This window comes from Schlesneria paludicola DSM 18645, assembly GCF_000255655.1.
GTDB lineage: Bacteria > Planctomycetota > Planctomycetia > Planctomycetales > Planctomycetaceae > Schlesneria > Schlesneria paludicola.
Genome location: NZ_JH636435.1, coordinates 791,205 through 810,118, shown reverse-complemented (window position 1 = coordinate 810,118; position 18,914 = coordinate 791,205). Strand labels below are relative to the sequence as shown.

The 18,914-nt window shown below is 55.1% G+C and carries 9 protein-coding genes; 7 read left to right on the top strand and 2 right to left on the bottom strand.

Translation table 11 applies throughout. The annotated features are described in order from the left end of the window. The first annotated feature begins 652 nt into the window (after positions 1 to 652). The 4 genes from OSO_RS0120880 to frr all read left to right on the top strand — a co-directional run bounded on the left by OSO_RS0120880 (position 653) and on the right by frr (position 4,930). Positions 653 to 1,417, top strand: a complete 765-nt coding sequence (locus OSO_RS0120880) for a gamma-glutamyl-gamma-aminobutyrate hydrolase family protein (RefSeq protein ID WP_010585087.1) — start codon at positions 653 to 655, stop codon at positions 1,415 to 1,417. Positions 1,418 to 1,705: 288 nt separating this feature from the next. Beyond that, entirely contained in the window at positions 1,706 to 2,188 is a 483-nt protein-coding gene (locus OSO_RS0120875; RefSeq protein WP_029247275.1) for a GNAT family N-acetyltransferase, read from the top strand. A gap of 393 nt (positions 2,189 to 2,581) precedes the next feature. Beyond that, entirely contained in the window at positions 2,582 to 4,183 is a 1,602-nt protein-coding gene (locus OSO_RS0120870) for an amidophosphoribosyltransferase (protein WP_010585085.1), read from the top strand. Between the two features lie 189 nt (positions 4,184 to 4,372). Next, positions 4,373 to 4,930 carry a ribosome recycling factor gene (frr, locus tag OSO_RS0120860; protein ID WP_010585084.1) on the top strand — a complete coding sequence of 186 codons (558 nt, stop codon included), beginning with the start codon at positions 4,373 to 4,375 and terminating at the stop codon, positions 4,928 to 4,930. A 6-nt stretch (positions 4,931 to 4,936) separates the two neighbouring features. On the opposite strand, the gene OSO_RS0120855 is transcribed toward frr, so the two are convergent. Together OSO_RS0120855 and OSO_RS0120850 are read right to left on the bottom strand one after the other, a co-directional pair. Continuing rightward, positions 4,937 to 8,452 (bottom strand): efflux RND transporter permease subunit, encoded by a 3,516-nt coding sequence (locus OSO_RS0120855; protein ID WP_010585083.1) that lies wholly within the window; start codon positions 8,450 to 8,452, stop codon positions 4,937 to 4,939. Positions 8,453 to 8,610: 158 nt separating this feature from the next. Then, positions 8,611 to 9,975, bottom strand: coding sequence for an efflux RND transporter periplasmic adaptor subunit (locus OSO_RS0120850; protein ID WP_029247274.1), 1,365 nt, complete (start codon positions 9,973 to 9,975; stop codon positions 8,611 to 8,613). 427 nt (positions 9,976 to 10,402) lie between these two features. Between OSO_RS0120850 and OSO_RS0120840 the strand changes: the two genes are divergently transcribed. From OSO_RS0120840 to OSO_RS44430, 3 genes are all read left to right on the top strand, one after another. Continuing rightward, entirely contained in the window at positions 10,403 to 12,508 is a 2,106-nt protein-coding gene (locus tag OSO_RS0120840; protein ID WP_157605365.1) for a TolC family protein, read from the top strand. Beyond that, the gene (locus OSO_RS0120835; protein WP_010585079.1) at positions 12,505 to 13,899 is read left to right on the top strand and encodes a hypothetical protein; all 1,395 of its coding nucleotides are present in this window, start codon (positions 12,505 to 12,507) and stop codon (positions 13,897 to 13,899) included. The genes OSO_RS0120840 and OSO_RS0120835 overlap by 4 nt, the downstream gene beginning before the upstream one ends. A 134-nt stretch (positions 13,900 to 14,033) precedes the next feature. Then, positions 14,034 to 18,890 carry a bifunctional serine/threonine-protein kinase/formylglycine-generating enzyme family protein gene (locus OSO_RS44430; RefSeq protein ID WP_010585078.1) on the top strand — a complete coding sequence of 1,619 codons (4,857 nt, stop codon included), beginning with the start codon at positions 14,034 to 14,036 and terminating at the stop codon, positions 18,888 to 18,890. Positions 18,891 to 18,914: the final 24 nt, after the last annotated feature.

The window sequence follows — 18,914 nt, the reverse complement described above, 5'->3', positions numbered from 1 at the left end:
ACCAATTTGTTGTTTCTCTTTCTTGAAATGTGGGGAAAGCAGAGACGGAATGGGGTGTTTCCTGTATTTAGTGGTCAATATGTTTTCTTGCCCCAAAATGAGCGATTTGCTTTACAGGTTCGTCATGCACGACTATTGTCCGCCCACGTTGATGATGACGCTGTTGATCGCTCAATGATTGAGGATTGCAGCGTTCATTGAAAGAGGTTCGATGATCCACGTAAGGCTCTTGTGGTTCCTTGCGACGACGTCGAATAGCACCTGAAGGAATCGGGTGGGAGCTGCAAGAATGGATTCAGTAAGTCAGTCAGTATTTCAGGGTGAGCCCGTTGAAGTTTCAGGGTGGACCCAAAGTCTCACGTTTCTGTAACGGGTTCGTTTCGTATTTCTGTCGGTGCTCGACAGCCAGTCATGTTGCCTGCAGTGAATGTCGTGCTCAAATGGCCGACAAGCTGCGTGATGTCGCGGAGTGACACGTTCGTGTCAGCGGTATCGGTTGGTGATTGGATGCCGTGGCTTAATGCACGGCGAGTTGGTTTGTGGTTACGTCGGTCCGCCAATAAAGGGGGGTGCGTCGCGCCCAGCGGAAAGTTCCGGCGATGTTTTGATCGGTGGTTTGCACAGGATGTGCCCGTCAGGAAAAGGATGTTCCATGAAGACAAAGCCAGTTATCGGTATCAATGGTGATTATCGTCCCGGTCGCAAAGATGGTGTTGCCCTCAGTTGGTTCAACACGGGTTACTATGATTCGGTCACGGCATCGGGTGGCCTGCCGCTGCTGATTCCTCCATTCGGCAGTGACGAAGATTTGAAGCAAACGTTGTCGATGTGCGATGGAATTGTGCTGGCCGGTTGCTCAATGGACCTTGACCCGATGCGCCTGGGAATGGAGCCGCATCCACACACGCGTCCCATGCCGTCCCGCCGCGAAGATTTTGATCGCCGAATCTGCAAGTTGGCGTTTGAAATGCGGATTCCCGTTCTGGCGATCGGTGCCGGAATGCAGACCATGAACGTGGTGTGCGGTGGAACGCTGATTCAACATATCGCAGAAGCTGTTCCCAAGGCCCTGCATCACCGCGACCCCGTCGAACGGCACAATCGTCACATCATTGAGATTGTCGAGGGAACTCTTTGCTGGGACATTTATGGCCCTGGCGAAATTCGCGTGAACAGCGAACATCACATGGCCGTGAACCACCTCGCAAGCTGCTTCAAGGCGTCTGCTCACGCACCTGATGGCGTGGTTGAGTGCTACGAATCGACGTTGTCTGACTGGTTCTGTCTCGGTGTGCAATGGCATCCCGAAGACGACACCGCGTCGGCTCTCGATATGCAGGTCTTCCAGGAATTCATGTCGGCCGTTCATGGCGTGGAACCGACGATCCTGAAGATGCCACAAAAAATGGCCGCCTAGAAACTGTCGCTGTTCTTAGCGAATGGGACCTCCAGCAATTTTCAGCCCCTCATCGCATTTTCGCGTTGAGGGGCTGCGTCGTTTGGGGGCTTGGCGTTTCTCGTGCACGGCGGGCCGTCGAAGTTTGACCTTGATTCAAATTCGATCCTCGTCGTAGCAAATCGCTTTGCTAAAATGGCGGAACGAAGCCAATCCCGTGCGTTCCTTCTGCCGATCAAGAAGGTGTATCGATCAAGACGGAATCGAGCGTCTGGAGCGGCGGTCGGTTTCATCGAGCTATTCTTCGGAATGTCAACAATGCAGGTGGGCCCCCAATGGACCATTCGCGCGGCAGAGCACGCGGATTGGAAGGCGATTGCGGATTTCAATTCACGGCTTGCGCTTGAAACCGAAGGCAAGCGACTGGCGCCCGAGACGATCGAAGCGGGCGTACGGGCACTATTGTCTGAACCGCGGCATGGTCGTTATTTCGTTGCCTGTAGCGGAGACCGCATTGTCGGTCAGATGATGCACACGCGAGAATGGAGTGATTGGCGGAATGGTGAGATCTGGTGGCTGCAGAGTGTTTATGTAAGCCCAGATCATCGCCGCCACGGAATATTTCGCACCCTTTATCGGCATCTGGAACAAATGGCGGAACTTGACCCTGGCGTCGTGGGTATCCGCTTGTATGTCGAACGGGAGAATGCCAAGGCGATCGAGGCGTACAAATCGCTGGGCCTTGTTGATGCTCACTATGCGGTGATGGAGACCATTTTTCGCAGGGGCTGACGGTGGAATCCATTGGGCCGACGCGAATTTTGTTGCCATTTTGCTTGAGTGGATAGAATCTTCGGTGATCTTCGAAAACTTGTTGAGGTGAGAGGATCGTGGGGTTCGCTCGAGAATAGTGAACAAACGGACCCTGTTCGGGTGCATCTTCCGGTAAGATTCGTGGGTAACTGAAACTTCCGTTGGTTTGATGGTTGGTGTGCACGATGCTGGCCGAGTATTATCGAGGTGCGTCGCCCGAGAGGGGTCTTGTTCCTGATCGCACCGAAGTGAATGTAAGGTCGAGAGTTCGACCGCGATTGCAGCGTGCTGATTTTTGATATCGTGGATGAACGGACTCGTTCGTGAATTCTGACCTGTTTTTCCGTGCCTGCCTTCCTTCAAGGATCAGCTGTGGCCGACCTCTATCATGAGTGTGGAATTGCCGCGATCTATCACCTGCCGGGCGAAACCAGTCGACTCGCCCCGAAACAAGGACCAACGCAAGTCTCGCGGCACATGTCGCGGCTGTTGTTGGAAATCCAGAACCGAGGCCAACTTGCCGCTGGCATGACCGTCTATCGGCCTGGTCATCCGCAGCTTCTGGATACGTACAAAGACGTCGGTACGGTCACCGAGGTGTTTCATTTGAATCACCAGAAGGAAGCCGTCGAACTGATGGACAAATATGCGGGCCCCGCTGCGATCGGGCACGTTCGCTATGCGACCTGCGGTGCCGATGATCGTGGCAATGCGCAGCCGTTTGAACGACATCACATCGAAAAGCATAAGTGGTTCGCGTTCGGCTTCAACGGGCAGCTTTCGAACTATAAGCAGTTGAAGGAAGAGATTCTTTCGGAGCCGAACTTTCATCTGGCTCGCGATACCGATACCGAAGTGTTGATGCACATCATCTCGCAACTGCTGTCCGGTGATCGGCAGCCAACGCTGCTGGAAGTGCTGACTCAGCTTAGCGAACGTCTCGACGGTGCCTGGAACGTGGTGTTCCTGAACGCTCTGGGGGAAATGTTTGTTGCCCGTGATCCGTTGGGGATTCGCCCACTCTGCTATGCGGTGGAAGGTTCGCTATTCGCCGCAGCGAGCGAAAGTGTGGCTCTGACAAACTTGGGGTTTGCCCAAGAGTCGATCAAGAATGTGCCACCAGGGCACGCGGTCTTGATTCAAAATGGCAAACTGACAGTCAAGCAGTTTGCCGCGAGTACGCGCCGTGCTCACTGTTTCTTCGAATGGATCTATTTTGCCAACGTTGCCAGCACGTTGGATGAACGCAGTGTGTATCTGACTCGCAAGCGTTTGGGTGAAGAGTTAGCCCGGCAGGAACGCGAGAAACCCGTCTGTCCGCTGGATGACGGCGACACGATTGTCGTTCCGGTTCCTGACACCGCAAAAGCCGCGGCGGACAGCATGGGCTATGCGCTTCGCGTGCCGTGTCTTGAGGGATTGATTCGCAATCGGTACATGGGGCGGACGTTTATCGAGGGAAACAACCGCGAAGACAAAGCGCGGATGAAGTACACGCCGCTGGCCGAAGTGCTGGCGGGGAAACGTGTGCTGCTGGTCGAAGACACCATTGTCCGCTCGACGACCATGAAAGTGCTGATTTCACAGTTGCGTGACCGCGGTCATGCGAAAGAGGTTCACGTTCGGGTGGCCTGCCCGCCCATTGTCGCGCCCTGTTTTTATGGGATCGACATGTCGACGACGAGCCAGCTCTTTGCGCCGAAATTCATGTCGGCCGGTGAATCGTTGACGCCTGAAATTGAACAGGAAATGGCGAACGCGATTGGTGCCGACAGCCTGCGATTCTTGTCAAAAACGGCGATTGCACGCAGTGTCGACCTTCCAGGTCACGCCCTCTGTCAAGCTTGCATCGACGGACGTTATCCGACCGAGGCCGGACGAAAGCTGTACGACCTGGATATCAACCGTGGATGTGAAAGCGGGTGTTCGACGACGCGTGTCTTTGACGAGCCTCGGGCTGTGGTTGTGAAGTAACGTTTCCCGGCTGACATTCCCCTTCAGCGGTCTGCGTTCAGGATTTGCACGTTCTGATCGATTGTATCCACTTCACTTTGCGCTGCGGTTTCGCTACTTTGCCAACTTCGTCGGTCGCGATTGAAGTCGATGTCGCGCAATCGAGTTGCGAGCCGGCAGGTGGTCATTGAATTCGGGGAGTGTCTTACGATGGATCAGGACGAAATTCTGTTGGATGCCGAAGAACGCATGGAAAAAGCGGCGTCTGTGGCCCATGACCATTTCCAGGGCTTGCGCACCGGACGTGCATCGACGGGTCTCGTCGATTCCATTCGCGTCGACTATTACGGCAGCCCGACTCCCTTGAAGCAGATTGCCACGATCAGCGTTCCAGAAGCGCAGCAGATCATGATTCGCCCTTTCGATCAGGGCGTGATCAATGAGATTGCCAAGGCGATTCAATCGAGCGATATCGGATTGGCGCCCAATTCCGACGGTCGTGTGATCCGTTTGAATGTACCGCCCCTATCGACCGAACGCCGTAAGCAAATGGTCGGACGACTTAAGGATCTGGCGGAAGAGGCGCGTGTGGCGATTCGCAATATTCGTCGCGATGCCAACAAACACGCTGACACGTCTCTGAAAGACAAGTTGATGAACGAAGACGTTCATGAGCAGACCAAAGAGCAGATCCAGGAACTGACCAAGCAGTACGAAGGCAAAGTGAACTCGATGGCGGATGCCAAAGAGAAGGACATCATGAGCTGACGACGGTCAGTGTTCCAGGTCAGCGGCTCCTTCAACCGGTTCGCGACTGCCATAGAAGCTGTAGAGCACGGGCATCAGGTAGCGCGTCAGAAACAGCGTCGTGATCATGCTGCCCACGACGACGATTGCCAGCGGCTTCTGACTTTGCGCCCCGATCTTTGTTGAGATGGCCGCCGGAAGCAGTCCCAGGATTGCCGTGAGGGCGGTCATCATGACGGGGCGAACTCGCTGTTCGGCACCGGCCATGATGGCTTCTCGTAGCGGCATTCCTTCTGCGCGATGATGATTAAATGAGGAAACCAGTAGCAGTCCGTCCATGATCGCCACGCCGAAGATTGACGTGAAGCCGACGGCGGCGGCGATACTGAAGTTTGTCCCGGTCAGGAACAACGCCCAGATTCCGCCGAGCGACAGTGAAACCACATTCAGCAGGACGACGGTCGCATCCAGCAGTGAGCGGAACGCAAGATAGAGCAGGATGAAGACGAGTACGAACGACATGGGGACGATCACCAGCAGCCGCCCTTCCCCTTCTTCCATGTTTTTGAATTCACCGCTCCATTCATCGCGATATCCGGTTGGGATCAGCTTGCGAACGGCAGCTTGTGCGTCTTTGACCGCACTTGCCAGATCACGGTCCCGCACACTGAATTTGATTGCAACAAGTCGTTGTCCCTCTTCGCGCGAAACCATCGAAACCCCGCTGCGCACGAAATGACCATCGGGACTCAAGGGGCCATCGGGATCGACGCCCAAGGGCGTCACGAGGTCGCGGAGTCGTTCAATCGGGGCCGTTAATGTTTCGGGAAGCGCACCACCGCGCGAATTGCCCGTGATGGGAAGTGCTGGTGCCGCGGCACCGGTGGTCGCCAGAGTGGGGTTGCTGTCTTTCCCAGACGCGACGGAGGTTGTCACCGTATTCTCTGTAACAACCACGGGGATATCGAGAATGCTGGAGAGGTCTCGTCGCAATGGCGCTGGCCAGCGGATTGTGATGTCGAAGGACTTTTCCCCTTCAATCATCTGCGAGACCGTCTTTCCTCCGATTGCGGTCTGGATCACATCGTGAACATCCGCCACGCTGACGTTCCAGAGCGAGCACTTCTCGCGATCAATCGGAAGCGCGACGTTACTTTGACCATTGATTTTGTAGTACCCAACGTCCTGGATACCGGGGAGGCCCGACATTGCGAGGACGGCTTGCTGGCCCAGTTCTTCAAGGCGATCGAGGTCGGGGCCGATAATTTTGACGGAGTTTTCGCCCTGCACTCCGGACAGCACTTCCAGGACGTTGTCGCGGATTACCTGCGAAAAGTTCCAGTTGACGCCAGGAAGCGCGGCGGTGAGCCTGTCACTCAGTTCACGAACGAGTTCCGGTTTCGTCCGCGGTCGACGTGATCCCAGCCAGGCGCGCCAACCCGTGGTCGGGACGATCGCTGGCCACTCTTCTTGTTTCATGAGCGGAATGAAGAATTCCGAACTGTAAAAGCCGGTTGGATCGGCACCAGAATCGGGCCGGCCCAGCTGGTTGACAACCAATTCAACTTCAGGATAGCTGCGCATGATCTCGCGCGCGATCTGTGACTTTTTCGAGTTCTCTTCCAGATTGACGCCGACTGGAAAGATCGCGCGGGCCCAGATATGCCCTTCCTCGAGGGCGGGCATGAACTCACGGCCCAGGTGCGGCAGCGTGGCGGCCGTTCCGGCGATCATCGCGGAAAAGGCCAGGACAACCAGCCACCGGTGATTCAAGCACACTTCCAGGTTTTTCAGGTAGCCGCGTTTGAGAAAGCGGACGAAGAAATTGTCTCCAGAGGTCTTCAAATTCTTGAAGAGCATGAGGCACAGCACGGGGGCGATGGTGAGTGACAGCAGCAGCGCGCCTCCGATGGCGAAGGCGTACGTTTCCGCCATCGGTCGGAACAGTTGCCCTTCCGGGCCGCGCATGGTGAACAAGGGCAGCATGGCACAGACCATGATCATCGTCGAGAAGAACAGAGCTCGCTGAACTTCGGTCGATGCCCGCACGATTCGCTGCGATAGGGGCAAGTCGGCGTATTTACCGGTGCTGAGGACGCGGTAAATGTTCTCGACCATGATCACGGTTGAATCGATGATGATTCCAAAATCGACGGCACCGATCGACAGCAAATTCGCTGACTGGCCTCGAAAGAACAGGACTGTAAAGGCGAATAGCAGCGCCAGCGGCAAATTGATCGCAATGATCAATGCGCTGCGAACGTTGCTTAAGAACATCAGCAGAATGACGGTAACAAAAAGGATTCCGAGCAATAGGTTTTCCTCAACCGTTTCCGTCGTGGTTTTGATGAGGGTCGTGCGATCGTAGAAAACTTGGATTGTGACACCAGGAGGAAGAATCCCCTTGCTTTGATTCAGTTCCTCAATTTTGGCTTTGATCTTTTGCAGTGCTGGCAGTGACTCGGCCCCTTTCCGCAGTAAGACCAGTCCTTGAATGATCTCGTCTTCGTCAATCCAAACTCGTTCACCCTGCTCATCCAGGACTGGCTTGCCATCGGCGTCGAGCTTTGGCTGGCTCAACGCCGCTTTTCCCAGACGGGTCAAATGGCTGATGACGACACCTTTCGCTTCACTGGCGGACTGGCCTGGTTTCAGCGGGCCACCGTCGACGACATCATCAATGCGAATCGGAAGATTGTTGGTGGATTTGAGGGTGATCTTGCGGATCTCCATCAACCGGCGATCATCTTCTCGCCGAAGGTGTTGAACGGCGACTTCGGGTGTTTTCAGGGTCAGCGTACGCTGGACGGGGTCGCGACCTCGTCCAATGAGGCCGATTCCGCGCACCACGGCGGCCGAATCGCCTTGCGAAAGATAGTCGCCGCTGACGTTGTCATTGCTGGCAGCCACGGCTTTCTGCAGTTGATCCAGCGTGATTCCGTACCGCTTCATCCGGTCGGGGTCTGGTTGAATTTCGTAGCGCTTGGTCGTCCCACCCATGCTGACGACATCGACGATTCCCGGAATACGTCGAAACGTTCGTTCCAATGTCCAGGTCTGGATTGAGCGCATGTCATTGAGCGAGTAGAGCGGTTGGCCATTGGCATCGTTCTCACAATTCAGCGAGTATCGCAGGATTTCTCCAATCGGCGAACGCGGGGAAATTCCGGTGTTGATGTCGGGTGGGATATCGGCGCTCGCAATGCGATTCAGGACTTCCTGTCGGGCGGACAGATACGGGGTTCCGTATTCGAATTGCAAATTGATGTAGGTGAGTCCGAACAGCGATTTCGATCGCAGGCTTTTTAAGCCGGGCATCCCGGACAGCGACACCTCAAGCGGGGCGGTCACGAGCCGCTCCATTTCTTCGGCCGAGCGTCCGCGATTTTGAGCGATCACCTCGACAATTGCAGGCGCTGGATCGGGGTAGGCTTCGACATTGACGTTCTGGAACGAGTAGATGCCGAGAACTGTCAGTGCGATGGTTCCCAGGATGACAATCAAGGGATTGTTCACCGACCATTTGATTAAGAGGGCAACCATTTCTGCGCCTTTGGCATCTCGTCGAGCCGATGTGGATGGAACTCAATCTGAACTGGTTAGCAGCCTGCTGAAGTACGGGGGACAGGCACCTTGGCGGTCACGATGTCATGGCGTTTTTTCAGTTGGGCGGAGCCAGTCCCCGTTACTTCAGCAGGCTGCTATCGCTCTTGCTGCAGGTGGTCTTCAAGTTCCAGGATGCCGCCTGCAACGACGGCGTCTCCGACATGAATTTCACGCAATCCCGATTGCTTCTGCTCGTCGGAGAGCTCACTGCGCACATACACGACGTCAAAGTATCGTTTTACGATTTTGACATGTCGCCGGTGAAAGTGCGGCTTCGACGTGTCAGGCTGGACAAACGCGACCGGTCCATTGTCGGTATCGACTAGCCCATTGGCGGGAACTTCGACGATCCCCGGTTCCGCCGGAATTCCGACATCGGCAGTAATTAGTTGTCCCGACAGCAGTTCGTGTCTCGGGTTGTCGACGGTGCCGATCAAGAGTGCCATGTGCTCGTTTTGATCAACGAGCGGCGAGAAGCGATCGATCTGGCCATGAAGTTCGCCATGCTCGGGGTTGGCCAGAATTTTGATGGAGACCTGTAATGGTTTGGGGAGTTGTTCAAGTGCTGGCAGGTCTTCTTCGTAGGCATGTAAGTAGACCGCCAGGACGCTCATGTCCGCGATTTTGAATAGATCGGCATAGGCATCGACGATATCACCGATGGTGACGGTTTTTTCCACAATTGAGCCGCTGATCGGCGCGCTGACGACCACGCGTGGCCAATCGGCGGAATAGCTCTTGTCGGTTTCCTGGCTGAGATGAATTTTTTCGGCAGACTCTTTGACCTGTTTGATCTCTGCTTCGGAGACCTGGTAAGACCGTAAAGTGGCCTCGGCCGTGAATGCGGCGATCTGCCCCTGTTCGACCTTCAGTTGCTGGTCCATGAACTCGCGATCCGAGATCGAACCAGACTGCTGCAGGGCCTCGTAGCGTTTTAGTGTCTGCTTTTCCTTCCGGAGTTCGGCGAGCGATGAAGCCAGTTGACTCTTCTTTTCGCCCAGGTCCTTGCTCCAAATAATCGCTAACGGAACGCCCTGCTCAACCTTGTCGAACCCCTGCAAAGTTCTTGGAGCGGACGCCGATGCCAAAGCTTCCTGCGATCGAAGTCCTGCGACGGTTGCCAGATCGACAATCGTTCCCGGAAAGCGGGCATGGACATGCGAAAGTCGGTTGGGATCGATTGCGAGTGAGCCGCGCAGATGGAGTTTCTTTGAAAACCGTGGAACAGTCGCAGGGATCGTGGTGAGATGGATGGCCTTGACCGTTTCGGGGGTGAGATCGAGGAATTCGAGATCCCGGCGTTCTCGCGCTTTGGGGGGGACCGATGTTCCCTCGGGCGGTTGCGCGTGTTGTGCTTGGCGATGTCGTTCAATTGCCCAACCGCCCACGACGCAGAGTCCAATCGCAATGAGACCTATGACCACGCGAATTGGTCGCTGCATGCGTGACGGATTCGTCATATTTCGTCTCCCGAATCCGGTTGATTCGCCGAATCGTTGAGCTGTTTTCGAGTTGGTTTGGCGCTGGAGGACATTCGATCTGCAGTGCGGTACTCGTGTCTTGTCATGCCAAAATCTTCGGCTGGCCGGGGCTCGAAGGCATTGCCGAAACCCCGAGCTTCGAGGGCTCCGCTCGTCCAGCCCCAATTCACCAGATTGGTGGCGGGCTGACGAACCCCGTCAGGCCAACATTACTGAAGTCGTTCCGAATTGAATAGCGGCGGAAACTGCAGATTCCCGGGAATAGAATCGTCCAGGTTTCTGTCGAACTTGCGACGACTGCGTGAGGTTCGCCGTTGAAGTGGATTCGTTTGAAAGTGGCCCCCCGATTTCGGGCGATTTGATTGGAGTATTCCTCATATCCGCCACGATAGGAATCGAGCGCCTCTTGAGCACACCGTTCAATGTCGACGCTTTCGTTCAGGTCATTAGCGATGCGACGTGGTCTGTCGGCACGCTGTCTGTCACGCCCCGCGGGATTGGCTTACTTCGCCGTCAGGAACGAATGAACGTTTCCCTCACAGGTCGATTGCGTGGATCAGCCGGTCGCATTCCGTTCCGCGGCCTGGTTCGAGTTGTTGCCTTTGCGATCCTCGCGTCGATCGGATGTGTTGGCTGTCGAAATACCGCTCTACGGGGAACGGATTTGGGCCCCACCGATCGCAGTGAGTCCGATCAGCGTCTTCCGATCATCGGCTCGAATCCGCAAAAATCGTCTTCAGCGACGGGGGCTCGCCTTGGCGTGAAGGCGAGAAATTCATTTGCGGCGTCCCCATTCGAATCGCGTGGCGTTGCTGCTTCTGAAATCGACGACGAGGTTGCCGCCAACGACGATGACGCAGAGACTCCAGGCGCCGATCGGGCGGATGAGTCTCAAATTCAAGCCGTTTTCCGGCGAGTCAGTTCCTCCGACGACGACCAATTCGTCGAAATCGTGGGTTTCCAAGAGAGCGACACTCAGTCGAAATCCGCAGATCCAACGAATGACGAGGCGAGTCACTCGCAAACTCCGATCGTGGACAATGGTCCCCGATCACTGCGGCTGAGCTTTCCGCCCGAGATTCCGGGCGCGATGGCCCCTCGGTTGATGCTTCCGAGGACCCAGCGCGAGGATGATCCGAAGTTAATCGCGAAAAAAATGGCTGTGATCGACATGCTGTTTCCACCCCCGACGGTGCCGAAGCAGATTGTCGCGCCGCACGAGCGGACCATGGATTTGGAGGAGCTTGAAGAACTCGCGCTCCAGCACAATCCGATCATTGCACAAGCGCTGGCATCGATCACGATGAGTCAAGGAAAGGCGATCCAGTCGGGGGTTTATCCCAATCCGGTGTTTGGTTACGAGGCGGATACCGTCGGGTCTTCGTTCACGCGGAACTACCAGGGAATTTATGTCTCGCAGCAAGTGAAAACGGCCGGAAAAGTTCCCCTGCAGCGCGCGGCGGCCAACATGGAGCTGATGAATGCTCAATTGGCGTATGAGCGAACCCAGCTTGAGGTGCTGCGGATCGTTCGTGCACGTTACTACGATGTCCTGGTTTCGCAAGAATCGACGCGCATCAACGACGCGTTGACACGCTTCGCGAACGAAGTCTATTCGATCATGATCGAGAGACTGAAACAGGGGCAGCAAGCGGCGTACGAGCTTTCACAATTGAATGGGCTGGTGAATCAAGCTCGTGCAATTCTGGTGCAATCGCAAAATCGCTATCTGTCGGCATGGAAGCAGTTGGCTGTTGCTACGGGGGTTCCCGAGTTGCCACTGGCGACGCTGGAAGGGCGCGTGGATATGCCTGTGCCCAACCACAATTATGACGTCCTGTTTGAGCGAATGCTGAGCGTACATCCTGATCTACACGCTTCGCGGAACTTGGAATCACAGTCGCGGCTGGAATTGCAGTTGCAGAAAGTCATTCCCATCCCCGACATCACCGTGGGCGGTGCTTTACAAAATGACTCGACCGTACCTGGGTATCAGCGCACGTCATACAACTTGAACGTGTCAGTTCCGATTCCGATTTTCGATCGAAATCAAGGCAATATCCGCAGCGCCGTCGGTAAGCTGAATCAGTCGTCTCAGCAGTACGCGGTGGCGAGGAACCAGTTGACGAACGATCTGGCTGACGCATTCGAACGGTATCAGACAGGACGCGTTCAGGCCGAGTATTACCGGAACAAAATTCTGCCGGATCTGGCCCGTGCCTATCTGGGCGTTTACGAACGGCATATTTCGAATTCGAAGGAAGTCGCATTTGGTGACATCATTGTTGCGCAGCAGAATCTGGCGACGGGAGTTGGGATCTATATCACCACATTGTCTATGCAATGGGGCGCCCTGACGGATATTGCAAATCTGATTCAACTGCGAGAGTTTCGTGAGTTGTTGTCAGATCTTCCGAGCGCCTCGTCCGGTACGATGATCGATCAACCGACATCGGCAGAACGCGGCACGGCGACGGAGCAGCGCATCAATGTGGAAGGAGGCCAGCCATGATTGCCTGGACCTCGATCACGGTTTGTTCGCCGACGCGATGTCAGTCAAGGCCGGCGGCCATGGGAGTGGTGTTCGTCGCGATTTGGTTTGTTTCGGCTTTCAGCATCGCGGCCGCGCCACCCCAATCCGACTCGAAACGCACCGGAAAGCGAGTTGTTACGGCGCTCATGACGACAGACGAGACTGAAGGGCGGCTGCTACAGGTCTCGGACGTGATCGCCGTTCCAAAGTCGGATGATCGCATGCCGCAACCGCTCAACGCCGCACCCCCTCCAGATCCTGAAACGCCCGCGTGGGGGCGATTCGATGAGCCGTTACCGTCTGCGGCACCGTTGCCTGCGATCGAGTATAGTCTGATCGGTCCGCCTACGGGGATTATTCAACACAGCGACGAACAAGAATACCGTGCTGTGGTGTCAGACCCCAATACGGTGTTCGATTATGACTCGCGCATAGGTCAGTCGATTGATCTTCAGCGACCCGATGGAATTGCGCCCATTGGCGTTTTTGGTGATCACACGCTTCCCGCGGGTAAGGCCTTTATTTCATACCGTTATCTGCAGAATACGTTCGAACAGAACTATGTTGGATCGCATCGATCAGGTGTGCCGACGGGATATCCGTTTTCTCCAACCCGCATGATGCAGAATTCGCAGGTCGTGCAGATTGAATATGGAGCGACGAATGACTGGACCGTGATTGCACAGCTTCCGTTCGATCACAATGAAATCAGTTATCAGACGGCGACAAACTACAATAAGGCGACATTTACAAACCCAGGTGACATTCGAATCATGGGGCTGTATGTGATGACGCGGGGCGTTCAGTCACAGTCCCATCTCAGTGTTGGATTGAATCTTCCTGTTGGGTTTCTCGAAACACAGACAGTGATGCCGTCAGCAACTGATCCGAATCTGCCGTATCAGCTTCGGACCAGTTCAGGAACTTATGATCTCTTGTTGGGATACACGTATCGGCGGCAGACAGACTGTTGGACCTGGGGGGGGCAAGCGAATGCGGTCATTCCCACCGGTAAGAACACGCTGAACTATGAGCTCGGAAATCAAGTAGAGCTTACCACATGGGTATCGCGACGGTGGACTGAGCAGTGGAGCACTTCGGCTCGGCTCGATGGACGGCTGACCGAGAACATTCATGGAGCAGATGGACGCCTGGACCCTGCGCTGTCGCCTGTGAATCAGGCAAATGCACAGGCGACACGAAGTGTGAGTGGATTGCTTGGTGTGAATTACCTTCTGAGCAGGCCAGAGCACCGCATTCGCGAACAGCGTTTGTTTTTGGAATCTGGAATTCCTTTCTATCAGTGGGTTGATGGTCAACAGCTCGGCCTCTCGTGGACACTGAATGCCGGTTGGGGCATGATGTTCTAACCACGAGGTCGCGCGAAATCCGTCAAATCCATAAACAAGTTGATTGCAGATCCCGTGGATGATGTCGACAATTCGTGAGACGTTCGAACAGCGCGTTCTTAACGAGTGCTGGTATCTACCAGGCTGTCATCTCTATGAATCAGTTCGATGCAATGAACAAGTGGGGGCTGAAAGAGCGTTTCGCCAAGCTCTGGCAGCAGGGCGGCGACCCTCCGGATATCTTTCGGTTTCTGGAGGAACATGGCGATCTGCCCGTCGAAGATGCCGCTGAAGTTTGTGTGATCGACCAAATCAATCGGTGGCGGGGTGGAATCGGGCTGCCCGTCGAAGAGTACGTATCGCGGCTCCCGCGCTTGCAGCAAGCTCCAGATCTTACGCTGAAACTCGTTCAGGCGGAGTTGCTTAGACGCTGTGATCCGCGGCGCAAGGAAGATGTCGATCAGTTTATTCGCCGATTTCCCCAGTTTACGAAAGAGATTTGCGATTTTGCCGCGGGCGGGGAAAGTCCCACAATCGATCCACTTCAGATTGGGAACAACCATTCTCTCGATCCCACGGTTGCGGAACGACCGGCGAAGGTAGAAGATCCGGCGTTCGAATCGCGGCCAACGCGCGACGTTTCGAAGGCGAGTGGAGAAAACGCATTACCGTCGTATAAGCCTGCGTATATTGGACGATATGAGATCGTGCGTTTGTTGGGGGACGGCGGATTTGGACGCGTTTGGCTTGCCAAAGATGGTCGGCTTGAACGGAATGTCGCGATCAAGATACCGCATCGTCATCGCGCCTTGCAGCAGAAAGATATTGAAGGCTATCTGACGGAAGCGAGGATTCTCTCGAGCTTACAACATCATGCCATCGTTTCGGTCTTTGATTGTGGCAAGACAGACGACGGATTGTGGTACGTCGTATCGCAGTACATTGATGGCTGCGATCTTGCGAACAAGGTCAAGCGGACGCCACTGTCCGTGACCGCCTCGGCGGAACTGGTGATCTCGCTGGCCGAGGCTCTGGAACATGCTCACTCACACGGTGTTGTGCATCGTGATGTCAAGCCTGCGAATATTCTGATTGATGGCGCAGGGCGGCCATATCTGGCCGATTTTGGAATTGCGCTGCGAGAAGTGGACTACGGCACCGGCTACACGATGCTGGGGACGCTCGCATATATGAGTCCCGAACAGTGTCGAGGTGAAGGCCATCTGGTTGATGGACGATCGGATCTCTTCAGCCTTGGAATCGTGTTTTATGAACTATTGACGGGACAGCGGCCCTTTTCTGCGAATCGTCTTGATTCCTCGGCGGCGACCGACCCCAAGCCACCTCGGCAAATCGACGACGCCATTCCTCGCGAGATCGAGCGAATCTGTTTAAAAGCGATGGCATACCGGGTTGTTGACCGTTACGCCAAGACGATCGAAATGGCGTCCGACCTGCGGAGCTTTTTGCAGTTGGGGCCTGTTCAAAACGGTCGGCCGGAGCGGATTGTTGGCCTGAGCGGACAGGGAATTACGGCGACGAGCGGAAATCAGTTCCTGGAGACGGGCGTTCACATCGAACCCAAGGGGTTGCGGTCGTTTGATCGAAACGACGCGGGATTTTTTCTGGAACTGTTGCCCGGCCCTCGAGATCGAAACGGACTGCCCGAAAGCGTCAAGTTCTGGAAGGAGCGAATCGAGGCTGTGCCGGCCGAGACATTTCGGGTGGGGGTGATCTACGGCCCTAGCGGTTGCGGAAAGTCGTCATTTCTGAAAGCGGGCGTTCTTCCCCAACTGGGCGATTCGGTGCTGCCCGTCTATGTAGAGTCGACGCCCATTGAGACCGAAACGCGTTTGCTCAAATCGATCCGCAAGGCATGTCCAGAGCTGTCGAACGAGCTGGGGTTGGCGGACAGCATGGCGGCGCTCCGTCGTCAATCGGGCGGGGACGCCAAGCCGCGAATCCTGATTGTGATTGATCAGTTCGAGCAATGGTTGCATTCGCGTCCGAAGGACGAGGCGTGCGAGCTGGTTCGCGCGATCCGTCAATGCGATGGAAATCGTCTGCAGTGCCTGATCACGGTCCGTGACGACTTTTGGATGGCACTCACGAATTTTATGCATGATGTTGAGGTGCGGCTAATCCCCGAAAGCAATCTCGCGGCCGTGGACCTATTCAGTTTGCGGCATGCCACTAAGGTGTTGACGGCTCTTGGACATGCCTATCACATCCTTCCGCCGAATCCTGGCCAGATTGACAGCGAGCAAAAGGCGTTTATTCGCCAAGCGGTGTCGGAGCTGGCGACGAATGACAAGGTTATTCCCGTTCAATTGTCCCTGTTTGCGGAGATGTTCAAGGACAAGAGTTGGTCGCTCGCAACTTTGAAAGACGTCGGTGGTACGGAGGGGGTTGGAGTCGCCTTTCTGGAAGAAACCTTCAACGGTCGCGCGGCCAGTCCATTGCTTCGCTTGCACCAAAAGGCGGCGCGTGCGGTATTGCGTGCGCTGCTGCCCGACGATTCGACAGGCATCAAGGGTCAAATGCGTTCCTATGAGGAGTTGCTCGAGATTTCGGGCTATTCGGACACACCTGAAGAACTCTCTACATTGCTCCACCTGCTGGATTGCGATTTGCGGTTGATTGCCCCCACCGATCCTGAAGGGTTGGACACACAACAGGCAACGGTTGCCTCGTCATTGCAGCATCAAGGGCGTTATTATCACCTAACGCATGATTACTTGGTTCCCTCACTCCAAGAGTGGCTGACGCGGAAACAAAAAGAGACGCGCAAGGGTCGCGCCGAACTTCTACTCGCGGATCGTGCCGCCGTCTGGAGCAAGAAGCCGTCCAATCGGACGCTGCCCTCCTTTTTTGAGTGGATCAGCATTCTGGCGTTCGCTGGAAAGGGCGCGAAACGCGAGAGTCGACAAGTGCTTCGTCGGTCACGTGCGTACTATGGGACCCGAGGGAGCGTGGCGGCGTTGATTCTGTTTGCGGTCTTCTTCGGCGTGCGTTCGCAAGTGGCGATGGCCCGCGCGACGGCGATGGTGGAGTCATTGTTAAGCGCTCGAGCGGACGACGTGCCAAAGATCATTGAGAGTCTGAAGCCGTATCGTGCGATTGCGAATCCGTTGCTTCAAAGCATTGTCCAATCACCGGATTCTGGCCGTGCTCCTCGATTGCACGCGGCGATGGCGTTGTTTCCCGTCGACCGAACACAAGAAGAGTCCGTGTATGCTGGGTTGCTGAGTGCCGCACCTGATGAGTTTCTTCCAATCTGTGGGGGGCTGGCGTCCTGGGGTGATTGTGATGAACTGATCCCCCGGATGTGGGGCGTCTTACGCGATCCCCAGCATGATGCTGGCCAGCGGCTGCGCGCCGCGGTCGGCGTGGCGAATGTCGATCACGCATCTGTTCAGAAGGACGAAGCTCACTGGAGAGAGGTCTCTGGCTTTGTTGTAAAGCAACTTGTGGCTGAGGTTGGCAAGAATCTTGGCCGATTCGATCAGTGGGTTGCCGTTCTTCGACCTGTCCGTTCGGTGTTGTTTTTCGAACTGGATCGCGTCTTTTCGAAATTGGATGAGTCCGATGTCGACAGATACGTCGCCGCGATGATTCTGGCAGACTTCGCTGCGGATGATCCGCCCCGACTGGTTGATCTGGCGGTGCGCGCAACGGAGAAGGAGTATCAAGTCTTCGTCCCACGCTTGAAAGCGCAGAAAGACACGACATACCCGTTGCTGATCGACGAATACAAAACGATGATTCCAGAGGACGTTTCGCGCGATGAACGCTTTCGAATTGGAAAGCGAAAAGCCCACGCGGCTGTTGCGTTGATGGAGTTTGACCAATTCGAACCGATGCAGTCTTTTTTGGTGCCGATGAGTGCCGATCCGACAATTAGTTCATACGTCGAGAACCGTATTTCGAAACTTGCGACACGTCCCGAAAGTCTGATACGGATGCTTGAAATCGCGGACGTTAATTTTCGCTCGGCGCTGCTAAGAATGTTGGCAAAAGTGTCCATCGATCAATTGCCGCCCGATTTACGGCAGGGGCTTATAAGAATCGCAGCGAATGTCTACGCCATGGACCCAAATCCAGGAGTCCATTCGGCTGCGGAGTGGGCATTAAAAAACTGGAATGAAGTCGATCAATTGGGTCGGCTTCATGCGACGATAAGCGAAAAGCCTGAATTGACGCGTGATTGGTATCGCAACAAACGTGGCATCACCATGCTCGTCTTCAGAGAGCCAACGACCGTGATGGTCGGCTCACCGCCAGGTGAGTTTGAGCGTGATGCATCGGATGAAGCTCAAGTTTTAAAGACAATTAGTCGCACATTCGCCTTGAGTGCGACCGAAATTACATTGAAAGACTTTCTGGAATTCTTACCAGACTTTCGTCATAAGGGGCGGACAGAAGCTCCAACAGAGGATTGCCCTGTATCTGCAATTCCATGGCACCATGGGGCGGAGTTTTGTCTTTTCTTGAGTCGGCTTGAAGGAATTCCTGAGGACCAATATTGCTATCGAAAAGATGGTGACGATCTCATTCCCTACCCCGACTATCTCCATCGAACTGGCTATCGGTTACCGACGGAGGCGGAATGGGAGTATGTTTGCCGGGCCGGTGCCGTGACGGCATTTACCTGGGGTGACGATCTCTCCATCGCGAATCACTATGCATATACAATTCAGAACGGACAGGGGCATCCCTGGCCAGTGGGAAGCTTGTGTCCCAATCGATTTGGTGCGTTTGATATGCATGGTAATGTCGCTGAATGGGTTCATGATCGCTATCAGGATGTACGGGTGGCAGGGGACGATACTGAAGAAGAGATCGATCCGGATGAGGAATCCGCGAAGGTGGTGAAGGGAAGTTCGTTTGGGGACTTTATCTCGCGACAGCGATCCGCCAATCGATTGGCGGCGCGTGCGCGGACTCAGCTGAGCGTTCGCATCGGATTTCGAATTGCGCGGACAATTGCGACTGATCAAGCTTCGCAATGAGAAATGAAATTTGTGTGTTTGCGC